The following is a 14,894-nucleotide window of genomic DNA, read 5'->3' on the forward strand; positions in this document are numbered from 1 at the left end:
CCATGAAGAAGACGAGACGGACAATGTGCCGATGATTCATCACCTACTCCGATGGCGCGGAGGAGATTACCGCCCGATGTCCGCATCTCGAAGGCGTTTGCGGTCATGCTCGTGAGAGCACTGAATGACATCATCGCGAGCAATGAACTTGGCGAAGGCTCCTCAGCTCCCTCCCGCTCCTTATGATTATAAGCGCACTCCGTCAAATAGGTGTTGTCGGCCGCCTTGAGCCACGTTGTCTGCGCCGTACTTTTGTGTCAAACTTGCTAACGTTTTCACGTCGACAAGTTGGGGCCAAAGGCCGATGAAGACGCCGTCATGTCGGATCAGAATATCTGGATTGTAGTTTCCCGTTTGGAGTGGAAATTCGTAGTTGTGGAGAGCGGTTCTTCCTCCCGGCGGGGTATCATAGGAATGGGGCCCCGGATTTTTCACTGAACCGAAGACTCTATGCGATAAGCCTAACTCATCCATCTTCTCGATGTACCGCTGCCTCCTGCTGCGAGCACAGCCGATTTCTGGTGCGTACGCACCTTCAGGATCGTCTGTCTTAATCAGCACGGACATTTGATCGTACTCTTCTTTATCGAGCCATCTTCCCACTCTCCTAAAATGCTGCTGAGGGGTTTCGAAGAGCATTGCATGGTTCCCACTCCGAATTGGACTCATGTCCAATGAGTAAGTCGTCGCGCTCAATGACATCATCGCCAGCAATGAACTTGGCGAAGGCTTCCTCAGCTCTCTCCCCGCTCCTTATAATTATAAGCGCACTCCGTCAAATAGGTGTTGTCGGCCGCCTTGAGCCACACGTTGTCTGCGCCGAACTCTTGTGTCAGACTTGCTAGTGGTGTTTTTCGCGTCGCAAGTTTCGGCCAAAGGCCGGTGAAGACGCCGTCATGTCGGATCAGAATATCTGGATTGTAGTTTCCCGTTTGGAGTGGAAATTCGTAGTTGTGGAGAGCGGTTCTCCTCCCGGCGGGAGTATCATAGGAATGGGGCCCCGGATTTTTCACTGAACCGAAGACTCTATGCGATAAGCCTAACTCATCCATCTTCTCGATGTACCGCTGCCTCCTGCTGCGAGCACAGCCGATTTCTGGTGCGTACGCACCTTCAGGATCGTCTGTCTTAATCAGCACGGACATTTGATCGTACTCTTCTTTATCGAGCCATCTTCCCACTCTCCTAAAATGCTGCTGAGGGTTTCGAAGAGCATCGCATGGCTCCACTCCGGATTGGACTCATGTCCAATGAGTAAGTCGTCGCGCTCATGACATCATCGCCAGCAATGAACTTGGCGAAGGCTTCCTCAGCTCTCTCCCGCTCCTTATAATTATAAGCGCACTCCGTCAAATAGGTGTTGTCGGCCGCCTTGAGCCACACGTTGTCTGCGCCGAACTCTTGTGTCAGACTTGCTAGTGGTGTTTTCGCGTCGACAAGTTTCGGCCAAAGGCCGGTGAAGACGCCGTCATGTCGGATCAGAATATCTGGATTGTAGTTTCCCGTTTGGAGTGGAAATTCGTAGTTGTGGAGAGCGGTTCTCCTCCCGGCGGGAGTATCATAGGAATGGGGCCCCGGATTTTTCACTGAACCGAAGACTCTATGCGATAAGCCTAACTCATCCATCTTCTCGATGTACCGCTGCCTCCCAAGCTGCGAGCACAGCCGATTCTCTGGGCGTACGCACCTTCGGATCGTCTGTCTTAATCAGCACGGACATTTGATCGTACTCTTCTTTATCGAGCCATCTTCCCACTCTCCTAAAATGCTGCTGAGGGGTTTCGAAGAGCATCGCATGGCTCCACTCCGAATTGGACTCATGTCCAATGAGTAAGTCGTCGCCGACTTCAACGCGCTCAAAGGTCCGCAGCGGCACGGATCGCGGCATCGCTTCGCTCGGGTGGCCAATCGCAGTAGCAGGCAGGGCTACGTCATGAACGTCACTTTTTGCCTTACCCTTATCGACAACGGGTGTGTCTCCATGAGACCACATTGATTCGTCGATCCTCGACCAATCGTCTTCGGTGAGATCATCGAAATTATCATGCATCGCCGCGTCTGGCGGGAAGGCACCAGCTATTTGGCTATCCGCGGACGACGATGCGGCAAGTGTATTGCTCCTTTCGCGTCGACCGCTTGATGGCTCCCCCACGCGGCCACTGGAACCGGCGAGGGATTCGTCTTCGTGGGTGCCCGATCCCTCTTCGCGATTTATCGCTAGCAACAATTCGTCGATCCTCGACCAATCGTCTTCGGTGAGATCATCGAAATCTTCATGCATCGCCGCGTCTGGCGGGAAGGCACCAGCTATTTGGCTATCCGCGGACGACGATGCGGCAAGCGTATTGCTCCTTTCGCGTCGACCGCTTGATGGCTCCCCCACGCGGCCACTGGAACCGGCGAGGGATTCGTCTTCGTGGGTGCCCGATCCCTCTTCGCGATTCATCGCTGGCAACCCGCGGGCGTTTCTTACCATTTATCTGTCCCATATCGTTTTGTGCAGCAACACATCATGTAATCGGCTTCATGGAATCGACCGTCTACATATGGAGGCTTCAGCATCCATCAAGTTGATGCATTACCGCACGGCGCTTCGCGTCCGCAAGCGTTCTGCCTTGACATGATGGGTAGCCCCTGCTGTTCGATCGTTACCCGGGAATGGTTCGTCGCAAAGGAGCCTGTGCACTTCCCTTGCTCGTGATGTATTGGATTCGCGCGTCGAGCCGCGTTGTTCGCCGCTCGCCCCAGGGTCGGTGGAGCTGGCGTCCTTCATGAGTCTCCTTATTCGTCGTGACTTGTCCCTTGCGATCTATCTCATCGGCTGCGACCGCCTCTTTTCGTTCTTTTCTCTTCTCCGTCATTGACATGCGGAAGAGTTGCTTGCTGCTCTCCGCGCTGCTCGTCTCCACTTGAGTTGCCCTGCTCCTCCTGTCGGCGCCGGCCGACAGCCTCCCACTGCATGACCATGTCTTCTGGAGGCCCCCCATGGGGCGCCACGGTTTTGGTTTGCTTCGTACCCGACACAGCCGTTTGCTGAGGAGGCCCGACCTGCGGTGCGACCGGTCCATTTGAATCGCTTCGATCGCCGAATGGCAACAAACGGTCAAGAGGCTTCGGCTCGTCATTACTGCACCCGTTACCACTTGAATCGCTCGAGGAGGTATGAAGGCACAACGGATCGGCGGGCCTCATCGGGTTTTGGGACACTTCTGCCGAAGGTGCCCCTTCCGTACTCCCACCTTCGACAATCATATTTGAGTGCACCAGCAAATTCTCCCCCCGCTCACGCCGGCGGTATTCGGCAAAGGTCATCGGCCGCTCGGTGAGGCCGCGCTCCGCTCGCGAACTCGCGTCTAGCATGATGCCATGCTGCCGCGAGATCTCCGCCATCTCAGTGCGCAGGGCCTTATAGTTCAAGTGCGGGTGGCGACGGGATATCTTCAGCCACCCTCGTCCCAGGAGTTCTCGGCGATTAACGACCACATGAAGGTGAGGATGGCCGCGATCCGTATGGAAAGCGGTAAGATAGTTATACTGACCGCCCCCAAATCCCGAGCCGAACATCTTGGCCGCCCACCCGCGCCCTGCTCCATAAGCGGCCTCTTGATCGGTGCCTGGCGGGAAGCTGACAACGATATGAGTAGTTAGGTCCTGATCCCTCTCTTCGTCTCGGTGGCTCTCGACATAGTTGCCGGTTTCCCAGGCCCAGCTGCGCGCCGTCTCTAACATCTTGTCCCACCTCAGGGGAATATCCAGATGTCGCGCAGATAACTGAAGCTCCAGCTTGCCGTTCCGGCTCAAATACTGCCATTGTTTGATCATCCTTTCAGGGGTCATAGCCCCGCCATGAGGTACGATCCGAATGACAACCTGGGATAAATTGGACATCTAACACGCACTCTCGTCCATGCGACACTACTGCTCGACCGCATTTTTCAGCATAGAGCATCCATCAGTTCGCCGACGCGACACCGACAGAATAGAGCGCAGCAAACTATCGAGATCGGCAAAGGCCTCGCCGAATGCGATACGCTCGATCCTCACAGCCTCCACATTCGCGACCGGATCCTCGCAATAAGCAGCTAAGAGCGCGGCAACATTAGAAGAAAGCACTCCAATCTCCTGAAGAATGCCCTCCATTCCTCGGCGTGTCTCAGCGTCGATTTCAAGAAAGCCGCCAATTCGGCGCACGGCGACTCGTATGGCCATGCTGTCAGTCAGCCCGACAGAGCGCGCCTGCCGGGAAAAGCTCTCGTATTCGGGGGAGCGTAGTCTGGCGCTAACAACCTTGAACCCTTTCCTTTCCGCGCGTCGACGCTGTCGACTGGAGACATCGTGCCCGACTGGATCTGTACTGTGAGACATACCACTTCCTCCAAGAAGAGCGGAAGAAACCAACATTTGGCCTGCGGGAACATTGAGGTCAGCACGGATCAAAGTCTAAGCACCGGATGCGTCTTATCAAGGTCGATGCATGCGCTTCTTTGCTACAGTTGCAATAAATGGAAGAGGGCCCGTTACACCGTGTCGCCGCCAGTAAACTTTACATCGGCGATGACACCGCAACTGATTTGTTCCTTTCAGTCAGCGCCAGTCAACTTGACGATTATCAGCTTCGCGATTTTCGGCGAGAGCGATCCTTTCGTTCGCACCGTCCGGTGCTGCTGCCGCACCCTGGTGAACACGCTCTCAATGGAATCGAGATGCGCAGATGACCCCAATGCTCGGCAGGCAAGCCGAAGAACGCGAGCGGCGCCACACGATCCTTGATCAAGTACTCGACCGCCGGCCCGCATTTGCCAGGGTCGTTCTCGACGAAGGTGTCGACCGCGGTTCGGCTTTCCCGGCTCGGTGCCAGATAGACGTTCCGCAGATCGTTCGTCATCGCGACTTGGATGGATTCTGGCGACCTTGTCGAGCACGTTGCTGACTGTGGCTCCCAGCACCGCTGGTGTCGCGGCCGGGGACGACCTCATCGAGGGCCTTCCAGAACCCCAGCACATGCTCACCGACCACCACTTCAGGAGCGATCTGCAGGCAGCGCCTGCCTCACATCGATCCAGAACTCACGCCAACTCTTGGTCGCTCTGGCGGGCGACCACAGAGCTGGCCCCGGTTGTTTGGACAGTGCCCCGCGGAAATTAAGTGGATTCCTGCCAGGTTACACTGAATGCGGGGCTTTGCGATTTTGTCGTTGCGTCGGGAGGGCGTAGCCCGACCAGAGCAACGACAAAATCGTCGGCGACGGTCATGCGGCCATCACCATCGCTTGCGTGCCGAAGTAGGCCTCGTCGGGGGTGCGTTCGTCAAGGCTCGAGTGCGGGCGTCCCTGATTGTAGAACGCCAGATATCTGGAGATCGATGCTCGCGCCTCGGACACGCTGTCGTAGGCGCGCAGGTAGACTTCCTCGTATTTGACCGTGCGCCAGAGCCGCTCGACGAACACGTTGTCGCGCCAGGCGCCCTTGCCGTCCATGCTGATGGCAATCTTTGCGTCCAGCAGCACACTGGTGAAGTCGAGGCTGGTGAACTGGCTGCCCTGATCCGTGTTGAACATCTCGGGCCTGCCGTGCTTCGCCAGCGCCTCCTGGAGCGCTTCGACGCAGAACACCGTCTCCATCGTGATCGATACGCGTTGGGCCAGGGCCCGCCGGCTGAACACATCGACGACCGCGGCGAGGTAGACGAAGCCACGCCGCATCGGAACGTAGCTGATGTCCATGGCCCAGACCTGGTTCGGCCGCTCGATCTTCAATCCGCGCAACAAATACGGGTAGATCTTGTGGCCCAGCCCGGGCTTGCTCGTATTCGGCCGACGATAGATCGCCTCGATCCCCATGCGCTTCATCAGCGTCGCGACGTGGCGGCGGCCAATCTGCGCGCCCTCACGCCGCAACAGCGATCGCAGCATGCGTGCCCCCGCGAAAGGATAATCGAGGTGCAGCTCATCGAGCCGACGCATCAAGGCAAGGTCCTCGGCCGAAACCGGCCGAGGTTCATAGTAGACCGTGCTGCGGGCGAGGTTCAGGACCTTCGCCTGGCGCACAACAGGCAGATCATGGTCGCGGTCGATCATCGCTTTGCGCTCAGCAGCCCCGCCTTGGTGAGCGCGCCGGACAAAAAATCGTTCTCCAACGCAAGCTCGCCTATCTTGGCATGAAGCGCCTTCAAATCGACCGGCGCCTCGGCCAATCCCTTGTCCTGCCCAAACACGCCGGCGGCGCCTTCCAGAAGCTGGGTCTTCCAGGTCGTGATCTGGTTCGGATGAACATCAAACTGTTGCGCCAGCTCGGCCAGCGTCTTCTCTCCCTTCACGGCTGCCAAAGCCACCTTCGCCTTGAATGCCGGAGAATGCGTCCGGCGACTCCTCTTCGTCATCTTCGCTCCTGATTCGCGGCAAGAAGCCTCGCCGCTGTCAGGCAGAAAATCCACTCAAGCTACTGTCCGAATTTGCGGAGCCAGCTCTCACCTCGAAGTCGACCCGGCGTCGCACTTCGCCGGCGCCTCGCTTATAACAACTGCCGCTCAATCTATCGCCGCACGAGCGCGACAGAACCCCTCGCTCAACCACGGGATCGCATCCCAATCAGCAAATTCCCCCCTCCTCAACCAGATAGACAGCTGAACGTTCTTATGCGCAATCATAACACTCAAGATGGCGACCTATCGATTGCGCGCGTCCGCAGTACGACGAGCCGAAGGTCCGGTGGACCGCCTTCAGCCGTGCCTTCGCACCATCGACGAGACGCCCTTGCAGCGGATGATTCGGAAGGCCGAGTGGGCATGATCTCGTCCGACCTCTTCAGAATTCAGCAAAACCGGGCCGATGCCTCAATTACGGTAGAACGATGAATAGAAGTAGACCCACGCACTTAAGCTTGGCTCTGAGCATCCTGTGTTCACTGGCTGCAGGTTTTTGTATGGCAAGTCTGTACGTGACATTCCGCCAAGGAATTAGCGGTGACTCGATCATGAAACTCAACATCCTCGCTTTTTGGTACGAGACGCCATTCCATTTGGGGTACGCGTCCCCCGCCTTCTATCGCGGCCTCGCAATCGTTGTCTCAACGTCGGGACTCGCCCTCCTAATGCAGCTAGTCTTATCCTCGCGCAATCGCGAACATCACGGCACGGCACGCTGGGCTCGATACGACGAAATGCGGCGTGCAGGATATCTTCAGCGGTACAGCCGCATCAGCGGCCCAGTGTTTGGAAAGACGCGCAGCCCGTTTTTGTTCGGCCATTACCTGACCAATGGCGATCAGCCGCATAGCCTCGTTGTTGCACCGACGCGAGCTGGCAAGGGCGTGGGCATCGTCATTCCAACGCTACTGACCTTCAAGGGCTCACTGATAGCCCTCGACGTCAAGGGTGAGCTTTTTGAACTCACATCAAGAGCACGCAAGACCCACGGCAACAGCGTGTTCAAGTTTGCTCCCCTCGACCCAGAGCGACGAACGTGTTGCTACAATCCGGTGCTAGATATCGTGGCGCTACCCTCAGAGCGGCAGTTCACCGAGGCGCGCCGCCTAGCGGCGAACCTGATTACGACCAAAGGAAAGAACGCAGAAGCGTTTCTAGAGGGCGCACGAGATCTTTTTGTTGCCGGCATTCTGGCCTGTATCGAGCGAGGCAGCCCAACGATTGGAGCCGTATACGACCTCTTTGCGCAGCCAGGAGAGAAGTACAAGCTCTTCGCGCGGCTCGCGGAGGAGAGCAAAAACAAAGAGGCTCAACGAATCTTTGACAACATGGCTGGCAACGATACAAAGATCCTAACCTCTTACACCTCAGTGCTGGGCGATGGGGGTCTCAACTTGTGGGCCGATCCGCTCGTCAAAGCGGCAACAAGCAGATCAGACTTCTCCACCTACGATCTGCGCCGTAGAAGAACTAGCGTTTATCTGTGCGTCAGCCCAAACGATCTTGAGGTAGTTGCGCCCCTCATGCGCTTACTCTTTCAGCAGGTTGTGTCGATTCTACAGCGTTCACTGCCGAGCAAGGATGAGAAACACGAAGTGTTGTTCTTGCTCGACGAATTTAAGCATCTTGGCAAGATGGATGCGATTGCGACAGCAATTACAACCATCGCAGGTTACAAAGGTCGTTTTATGCTCATTGTCCAAAGCCTTTCGGCGCTGACGGGTACATACGATGAGGCAGGTAAACAAAACTTCCTTAGCAATACCGGCCTCCAAGTCTTCATGGCTACGGCGGATGACGAAACGCCAAGCTATATATCGAAGGCGATCGGGGAATATACGTTTCAGGCACGCTCGACGTCGTACAGCCAAGGGCGACGGTTCGATCACAATATCCAGATTTCTGATCAAGGAGCCCCTCTATTGCGGCCCGAACAAGTGCGCCTGCTCGATGACAAATGCCAGATCGTCCTCATTAAAGGGCAGCCCCCCTTGCGGCTGCGTAAGGTTCGTTATTATTCCGATCGTATACTGAAGCGTATCTTCGAAAGCCAGGTAGGCGGTCTTCCGGAGCCCGCTCCCTTGATACTCGCAGAGGTTCCCAACCTGGTTTTGGAGGAAGGTAGCCGAGAAGAGATCGCCCGAACTGCAAAAGAAACGGAATATTCTTTCTCGGAAACGCCGAAAGAAACGTCTTCGAGGGTAAATGTGAGTGATACGCAGGATGCCGTAGTTCCCCAAATGGTCGGTCAGGAGGGGAACTCCTATATCGCCGAACCGGTCACATTCGCAGAAGATCTTGCTGCGCGTGATCGCTCAAAGGCGAGCCCGGACGGTCACGCGAATCTTGTACAGCAGGCGCTTCTGGAACGAATCATTGCCCTACAGCGACGGACGCTCCAGGATCCTACTTCTCGAATGGACGCCAACCAGAGCGACTCCTATACCGCCGAACTGGACGACGTCCTAGACGACCTCGTTGCGCGAGATCGCACAAAGCCTCGCCAGGACCCCCGCGCGATTCTGGCCCAACAGACAATTCTGGATCAAATCATTGCCCTGCAGCAGACGAAAACTTAGCCAGACCTCTCGTCGTCATGAGTTGGCGTAGCCGCCCTATCCTGACTAATCCCAAATTGAACCGACTTACCTTCCTAGCTTGGGAACGGCTCGTCACGGGACGGATGGCGCGGTCAACGACGGGAATTCGTCTCTGCCGCAAAAAAACACGCGAGTGCTGCAGTCGCCAACTTGTGTCCGAAGGCGCGGGCCGTCTCTAGTCCAAATGGATCAAAGTGAGCGCGAGCAATCTGCACCAACGACGTCGGCAACATGCGGGATGTCTGGACGACGACACAGGCGCCGCAAGCCTGGTCGGGCACGGGATAGCTCTTCGGCGCCGAGCGAAACGATCCATTCTCCAGCATGGCCTCGTAGTCATCAAGCGCCCGACGTAGGATCATTTGTAACGACTTCACAGGGCTATATTGCCCGCAGAGATTGTCAAAGACCGGCGAAACCTTGCGAGCCGGCGGTAGCGCCGAGAGGAAGACCTGAATTGTTTCCGGGGCAATCGTCGAGCTAAGTGCGTCTGCTGTTGACATCGGTTGCTGATCGGCACGACGCTGACGCCTCCCAGGGAACGGCCGTGGCGGCGACTCTGTCTGATCAGCACTTGTTGGCAGCTCCGGAGAGGTCGAGTCCCCGGAGGTGGCCGGCACTTCCAGCACGTCGATCCTGCCTCGGGCGGTCGCGAGACGCTTGGCTTCCCCTACGGACAAGACGGGTTTGCGAATTCCCACCTCAGCCCTCCATCGCCTGATCGACCAACGTGGAAAGCGTGACGAGCTCCTCCATCGCGAGGCTTAGGTTGCGTTCGACAAGACGCATCATCGGATCGTTCCCTAGATTTTCCAGTGTCAGATGCAGCATACCACGCTCTTTCATAGCAGCGAACGCATCTCGCTCGTGCATCGGAGACTGTATGACGGGAAGACTCGCCAGCATATCCGACATCGCGCGCTGCGAGGTGGTGAGGCGACCGACCGGCACACGTTGACGCAACAGCGCCGTCGGGATCACCAAGTTCTCGCTCATCAAAAGCTCGAGGACATACCGATAGGTGGAAAGCGCTTCGTCGATGTCGAGCGGAGTCAACATGGTCGGAATCAGCAGGAAGTGCGAACTCGCGATGATCGTGTTATTAAGCTCGCTAGACCCGCCATGTGTATCGGCAAGCGCATAGTCGAAGCCACGACGTTCTGCTCCATCGTACGCGGCCTCAAGAAGGGACATTTCGTCTGCGACGAAAATCTCGCACTGAGAATCCCAGGCGTTGCGTCGTCGCGCGTTCTCTTTCCAGCGCGTTAGCGGCCGATTTTCGTCGGCCTCGAACAAAGCGATACGTCTGCCACCGCGCGCGAACGCCGCACACAATCCCATAAGTGCCGTCGTCTTGCCCGCACCTCCTTTGAAGGAGCAACACGTCAACAGTTTCATTTCCTTTCCTTTCCGTTATCCTTTGATGAAGATAGTTCAGCAACAGAGTCCTGCTCATCAAGACGATATCTCGTTCACACTTAAACAATATCGTTGTGTCACAGCAGAAGGATTCATGAGCACCAAACTATACGCTCGCTGCCGCGTGCTGCTGTTTGCCTACGATGCGTCCATCGATTGCGCGGTTGGCTGAACGGCCGATGGAATATAGGCTTCCAAGACCGCACGTCGTCTCCAACGCACAAAAACGATGGTAGATCGCCTTCGGCGTACTACATATGGGGGGCGAACAATCACGCCAACAGCAGTACGCTTTATCATATCAACGATGCTGATGATGACGCGTCGACTGCCTGAGCACTCGACACACCACGAACATCCGTCGACCGATGGGGTTGACCGCCACACTATCCGTAGCTTAGGACGATTCTTGTGCGATCCGAGCCTCTGCAGAAACCAATCGCGTTCGAGTCTCGCCAGCACGACGAAATCGCTGCATTTGCCCCTAATGCTGATCCAGAAGATCGGCCACTGTCTCCCCTCGTCGGCGCGCGTCCGCCGCAAGCCAGATTTCGCCCACTTCGTAGACGGCCCCGCATGCACGGAATGGCACAATGACGTCGATCGCGGCTGACAGCAAATCGACCAGTGTACGATCTTCTAACGCAGCTCCTTGCGCGCTGCTTTTGACGAGAGAAAACAGCTTCTTGAATCCTTGGACAGGATTGGCCCCATGTATCGTGGAAATAGATCCTGGATGGCCAGAAACTACTTCACTGAGATAAGCCCACGCGGCGTCATCGCGCATCTCACCGAGGAGTATCCGATCTGGCCGCATGCGGAGGCTCGCTTGCAGAAGCTGCTCTGCACTCACTGCACCTAATCCCGTTCCATTCTTGGAATAGAGTAGCCTAACATGGTTCTCGTGCGGAATGACGAGTTCAAGCGCATCTTCGATCGTAATCAGCCGTTCCTCCGGCGGGATGGCCCCAATCAGGGTTTTGCTCATTGTCGTCTTGCCGCTACCTGTGTGCCCACAAAGTAGCGTGGTCAGCCGACCAGCGACGCATGCCTGCAGAAATCCCTCCAGATCCCCGCGGTCGTAATGCTGAAGGATCTGTTCATCCTGCCGCGCTTGGCTTGTCTTGCGCGATCGCCACTGGTTCCATCGGGACGCTTCGTACCGGGAAGAAACCTCTTTGAGAGGCGCAACACGAGAGCCCGGACGCCGAATTGTCAGGCTGATGGTGCCTGACGGCACAGTCGGCGGCAAACAGACTTGTAGCCGCTCTCCATTTGGCAGTTCGGTGGCACATAGAGGACTTTGTGGTCCAACATCTTGCTTTCGCAAAGCTCCCGCTAGTATGGCGATATCTTCGAGATCATCGTACGTGAGAGGCAAAGAATATCTTGTGAAAATGCCGGCCTGGCGGACGAACGCCTCTCCGGGTCTATTAATCGCGATCTCTTCGGTCCTTGGATCATCGAGCCACTCCACAATTGGTTTGAGGAGGAAACACAATTGCGGATTTGCTTCTGTTTGCATTCGGTTCTCCGATTTTCGTCGTCCTTGATCCTATCTCGGCTTGGAATGATAGTTTCTCCTGGCCGTTGCCTGACCCGTCATCCGAAGCTGATATATGTTTGAGAAATCGAGATCCCGTGCGACAAATATGGACACGGTGTCGCCTTGGTTTTTCTTCAAGGTTGGTGGAATGTTGATCGTTGCTCTTATTGCAGTATCGGCAGCTTGTTCACCATTGCTCTGGAAGCTGTTGAAGCTGGTCCCGCCACCGGCGCTGGCAGCATAACTACCAGCAGCCTGCAACGCACCCTGAATGACGCTCAAGAACACTGTCCCGCCAAAGCGTTCCCATAAGTGATTATCGACTGTGCCAGGCAGTCCAGAGCGACCGAGCTCATCAGCGCCTGGGGACGCCAGCGAAATTACCGCATGGTCCGGCGTCTCGGCTCGACTCCAGAGCACAAAAATACGCGCATCCCCCTGCTGCAGGCCACGCTGAATCTCTCCGACTACTGTCGTGCCGCGATCTAGGAGCACAACATGGCCTGTTGTCCCCCGTACATCCTTGGGCAGTACACATTTCACGTAACCTGCCAGATTCGTATCGATCGCCGTTTGCAAGACACAAGAAATAATCGTTCCTTGGGTAATCATGAAATCAGGATGCGGCAGGAGTGTCGCCTGGCTCGGCTGCAGCAAAGTCGGCTTCATGCGCATTGAAATATCATTCTCGATTGACGCTTGGCCCCTGAGTGAGGCGTCTTCCTTACCTCTTTCGTGTTCACGGCTAGTGCCCACCTGCTGAACCGGCTTGCTGATGCCTTGATCACCACCGCTATAAGCAAAGATCGGAGTTTCTTCAGGCCGCACGCCGTTTGGTTCCGGCCCGCTCGGGACCGGCGGGGGAGCAGCCGACTGCGCGGCCGCCGGCGCGGCCGGAGGGCCAAGAACGACATCAGTCGGGGGCGGGTTGAACGGATTAGTGTTGCTGGCAATCATGGCATGCGGTGGAGACGCTTCGTCGTTCTTCTTTGAACCGGCGAACCAAATCAGGCCCAGGGATAGCGCAAGAACTAATCCTACGAAGATTATCTTCTGCAATCCCGGAATACGTCCGCGATGCGAGTCAGAGACCAAGGATCCGGCCCCTTTCACATCGTGTGTCGATGGTGGATCGACCTCGACCATCAGCCTGCCCCCTTTAGAACGCGCCTGACGTCAGGTCTTACTGTCCCCGTACCCGGCTTTCGTCCAACGGGATTGTATGCGGTGTTCCAAATGCACAACACAGTGTTCCCGTCCCTCAGACGCCACTCCCCCGAAACCAAGGACACCTCAAGATAGTCCCCCTTGACCGAATAGTTGGCGGCAGCTTCCTTGCCATCTGGATCAATCGTATAGATCGACGGTATGCGGACGTTGCCCGGGAAGCGGAATGCCGTAGTAAACCCATTGTCCACGATCTCTATCGGCAATAGTGAACGATCCCCGCGAGCAACATAGTGCCAATTGTTGGTGGCGGGATTCGTAACCGGATGACTCAATAAGTCCTGAGTTCTCTGTTGATACGCTGATTCTGCTCGGAGCCGATCGGCTGCGATCCTCTGCTCTCCTTCCCTCCGACGAGCAGCGGCCTCTTCGACAGGATACCTGAACTGTACGCTATAGTAGAGATCTTGCTGCTCTTTATCGAGACGCGACATGGCTCTCGTAGAGATGCTAAAAACATATCGTCGCATACCTGTATCGCTGTCGGTCAACACGATGACAGGTTGTGACGGGAGGACCTGACTTGCCTTGAAGAAAAGATAGTTGCCTCGCGGATGCGCTGCGAGGTCTTTGCTATTGGACACCCCAACCGCTGTCACAGTCTCGTTGGCTCCGAAAGTAATAACCAATGTGGCCCCGACAGCAGTCGAAAGGTGCACCACCTGATCGGGGTCATACGCCAGAGAGCGCATGCGCGGATCTAGCCTGCCGGCCATCGGTGTGTCTTCCGACCGCGCGCCAACCGTAATGAGAAGTAAACAGGCGAGCATAATACAGCAGGTCTTCGTCATGGTTCGCTGCGTCCCGCATTCGAAACAGTATCTTCCGAGGTTCCGTAGGCGCTCACAACTAGTCCCCCGGGATTGGACAATCTCAATCGACCCGGCATGCCGCTCACCTTTTCATACCGAACCGTTGCAGTCCAAGTACTCACGACCGGCCTCTGCCCCTCCAGAATGACAGAGCGCTTGTAACGCACTTGTTGCACACCAGGAGCGACGTCATTTGAAGCGATGTGCTCGACCTCTAGCCGACCGCGCTTACCGATTGTGACTTGAGGTGAATTTGGATTGGGGTAATTGAAGTACTCTTGATACTCGTGCCGCACGATTGGGGCACTGAAATTCGATACGAGCTCATAGGCGTATTGAGCCGTATCGGCTGTGTAGCTCTCGCGCAAGCGGACATATTCCCAGAGTGACGCATTAACAACGGCAACCTCTTGGGTTGCTGGCAATCGGGAGACTGACACTTCGCTGTCGATAGTCCCATCCGGTCGCACCCAAAGATACACCGGCACAAGCTTGCTCAACGGAACCATGGTGGCAATCGTGAGGGCCTGCGCGATATTCCCCAAGACAGCGGCTGCGGCAATGGCGACCGCGAACTTTGAAAGTCGCCGCGCGGATCTAGCACGTGTTGATTGAAACGCCTCCACTTCCTTATAGTAGTCGGCCAGCACTTCCCTCTTCACCAAGAGCGCATGTTCAGGGGCTTTCATTAAGTGCTTCCGCATCTCTAACGTGAAGATCCGATTGAGTAGGCTGCCATCGATCCACGTTCAGCGGAAAAACCGGTCCCTCGCAGCTCGCTAGCCTCTCAGGAGACTGACACGCCGCCAAAGCGAGAGTCAGTGTCAGCAGACAATATTTCATTGAACCTCTCCATCTTCCCCGTGA

General features: G+C 56.2%; 14 protein-coding genes. 1 reads left to right on the forward strand and 13 read right to left on the reverse strand.

Annotation, left to right across the window (positions count from 1 at the left end; genetic code table 11):
* Nucleotides 1–186 precede the first annotated feature (186 nt).
* The 6 genes from NLN62_RS52560 to NLN62_RS52585 form a co-directional block, all read right to left on the reverse strand.
* The gene (locus NLN62_RS52560; protein ID WP_254114436.1) at nt 187–639 is read right to left on the reverse strand and encodes a hypothetical protein; all 453 of its coding nucleotides are present in this window, start codon (nt 637–639) and stop codon (nt 187–189) included.
* Nucleotides 640–734: 95 nt separating this feature from the next.
* On the reverse strand, nt 735–1,145 hold the full coding sequence (locus NLN62_RS52565; RefSeq protein WP_254114437.1) for a hypothetical protein: 411 nt from the start codon (nt 1,143–1,145) through the stop codon (nt 735–737).
* A gap of 473 nt (nt 1,146–1,618) precedes the next feature.
* Nucleotides 1,619–2,446 carry a hypothetical protein gene (locus tag NLN62_RS52570; protein ID WP_254114438.1) on the reverse strand — a complete coding sequence of 276 codons (828 nt, stop codon included), beginning with the start codon at nt 2,444–2,446 and terminating at the stop codon, nt 1,619–1,621.
* A gap of 368 nt (nt 2,447–2,814) precedes the next feature.
* Entirely contained in the window at nt 2,815–3,888 is a 1,074-nt protein-coding gene (locus NLN62_RS52575) for a relaxase/mobilization nuclease domain-containing protein (RefSeq protein WP_254114439.1), read from the reverse strand.
* Nucleotides 3,889–3,915: 27 nt separating this feature from the next.
* The gene (gene virD1 / locus NLN62_RS52580; protein ID WP_371933207.1) at nt 3,916–4,401 is read right to left on the reverse strand and encodes a T-DNA border endonuclease subunit VirD1; all 486 of its coding nucleotides are present in this window, start codon (nt 4,399–4,401) and stop codon (nt 3,916–3,918) included.
* Nucleotides 4,402–5,248: 847 nt separating this feature from the next.
* Nucleotides 5,249–6,378, reverse strand: a protein-coding gene (locus NLN62_RS52585; protein ID WP_254114441.1) for an IS3 family transposase whose coding sequence is annotated in 2 segments (ribosomal slippage) — nt 5,249–6,126 and nt 6,126–6,378 — 1,131 coding nt in all. Because the reading frame shifts where the segments join, the coding sequence is not laid out codon by codon here.
* Nucleotides 6,379–6,848: 470 nt separating this feature from the next.
* Here NLN62_RS52585 and virD4 point away from each other — a divergent pair.
* On the forward strand, nt 6,849–9,002 hold the full coding sequence (gene virD4 / locus NLN62_RS52590; RefSeq protein WP_254114442.1) for a type IV secretion system ATPase VirD4: 2,154 nt from the start codon (nt 6,849–6,851) through the stop codon (nt 9,000–9,002).
* 113 nt (nt 9,003–9,115) lie between these two features.
* Here the strand turns inward: virD4 and NLN62_RS52595 are convergent, their stop codons facing one another.
* The 7 genes from NLN62_RS52595 to NLN62_RS52625 form a co-directional block, all read right to left on the reverse strand.
* A complete protein-coding gene (locus NLN62_RS52595; RefSeq protein ID WP_254114443.1) occupies nt 9,116–9,724 on the reverse strand; it encodes a conjugal transfer protein VirC2 in 609 nt (202 codons plus the stop codon).
* 1 nt (nt 9,725) lies between these two features.
* Nucleotides 9,726–10,421: a conjugal transfer ATPase VirC1 gene (locus NLN62_RS52600; RefSeq protein ID WP_254114444.1), complete on the reverse strand. Its 696-nt coding sequence runs from the start codon at nt 10,419–10,421 to the stop codon at nt 9,726–9,728.
* A gap of 505 nt (nt 10,422–10,926) precedes the next feature.
* Nucleotides 10,927–11,967, reverse strand: a complete 1,041-nt coding sequence (gene virB11, locus NLN62_RS52605) for a P-type DNA transfer ATPase VirB11 (protein WP_254114445.1) — start codon at nt 11,965–11,967, stop codon at nt 10,927–10,929.
* A 30-nt stretch (nt 11,968–11,997) separates the two neighbouring features.
* Nucleotides 11,998–13,134 carry a type IV secretion system protein VirB10 gene (virB10, locus tag NLN62_RS52610; RefSeq protein WP_254114446.1) on the reverse strand — a complete coding sequence of 379 codons (1,137 nt, stop codon included), beginning with the start codon at nt 13,132–13,134 and terminating at the stop codon, nt 11,998–12,000.
* Nucleotides 13,134–14,006, reverse strand: coding sequence for a TrbG/VirB9 family P-type conjugative transfer protein (locus NLN62_RS52615; protein ID WP_254114447.1), 873 nt, complete (start codon nt 14,004–14,006; stop codon nt 13,134–13,136). Before NLN62_RS52615 ends, virB10 begins: the two co-directional genes overlap by 1 nt.
* Entirely contained in the window at nt 14,003–14,716 is a 714-nt protein-coding gene (locus tag NLN62_RS52620) for a type IV secretion system protein VirB8 (protein WP_254114448.1), read from the reverse strand. Before NLN62_RS52620 ends, NLN62_RS52615 begins: the two co-directional genes overlap by 4 nt.
* A complete protein-coding gene (locus NLN62_RS52625) occupies nt 14,703–14,870 on the reverse strand; it encodes a type IV secretion system lipoprotein VirB7 (protein ID WP_254114449.1) in 168 nt (55 codons plus the stop codon). Before NLN62_RS52625 ends, NLN62_RS52620 begins: the two co-directional genes overlap by 14 nt.
* Between the last annotated feature and the right edge of the window lie 24 nt (nt 14,871–14,894).

The sequence above is a fragment of the Bradyrhizobium sp. CCGUVB23 genome, assembly GCF_024199885.1.
GTDB lineage: Bacteria > Pseudomonadota > Alphaproteobacteria > Rhizobiales > Xanthobacteraceae > Bradyrhizobium.

What these genes read in the sequence shown, in the direction of transcription:
- NLN62_RS52560 (WP_254114436.1), bottom strand. Translation starts at nt 639, where the DNA reads ATGCTCTTCGAAACCCCTCAGCAGCATTTTAGGAGAGTGGGAAGATGG.
- NLN62_RS52565 (WP_254114437.1), bottom strand. Translation starts at nt 1,145, where the DNA reads ATGTCCGTGCTGATTAAGACAGACGATCCTGAAGGTGCGTACGCACCA.
- NLN62_RS52570 (WP_254114438.1), bottom strand. Translation starts at nt 2,446, where the DNA reads ATGAATCGCGAAGAGGGATCGGGCACCCACGAAGACGAATCCCTCGCC.
- NLN62_RS52575 (WP_254114439.1), bottom strand. Translation starts at nt 3,888, where the DNA reads ATGTCCAATTTATCCCAGGTTGTCATTCGGATCGTACCTCATGGCGGG.
- virD1 (WP_371933207.1), bottom strand. Translation starts at nt 4,401, where the DNA reads ATGTTGGTTTCTTCCGCTCTTCTTGGAGGAAGTGGTATGTCTCACAGT.
- virD4 (WP_254114442.1), top strand. Translation starts at nt 6,849, where the DNA reads ATGAATAGAAGTAGACCCACGCACTTAAGCTTGGCTCTGAGCATCCTG.
- NLN62_RS52600 (WP_254114444.1), bottom strand. Translation starts at nt 10,421, where the DNA reads ATGAAACTGTTGACGTGTTGCTCCTTCAAAGGAGGTGCGGGCAAGACG.
- virB11 (WP_254114445.1), bottom strand. Translation starts at nt 11,967, where the DNA reads ATGCAAACAGAAGCAAATCCGCAATTGTGTTTCCTCCTCAAACCAATT.
- virB10 (WP_254114446.1), bottom strand. Translation starts at nt 13,134, where the DNA reads ATGGTCGAGGTCGATCCACCATCGACACACGATGTGAAAGGGGCCGGA.
- NLN62_RS52615 (WP_254114447.1), bottom strand. Translation starts at nt 14,006, where the DNA reads ATGACGAAGACCTGCTGTATTATGCTCGCCTGTTTACTTCTCATTACG.
- NLN62_RS52620 (WP_254114448.1), bottom strand. Translation starts at nt 14,716, where the DNA reads ATGAAAGCCCCTGAACATGCGCTCTTGGTGAAGAGGGAAGTGCTGGCC.
- NLN62_RS52625 (WP_254114449.1), bottom strand. Translation starts at nt 14,870, where the DNA reads ATGAAATATTGTCTGCTGACACTGACTCTCGCTTTGGCGGCGTGTCAG.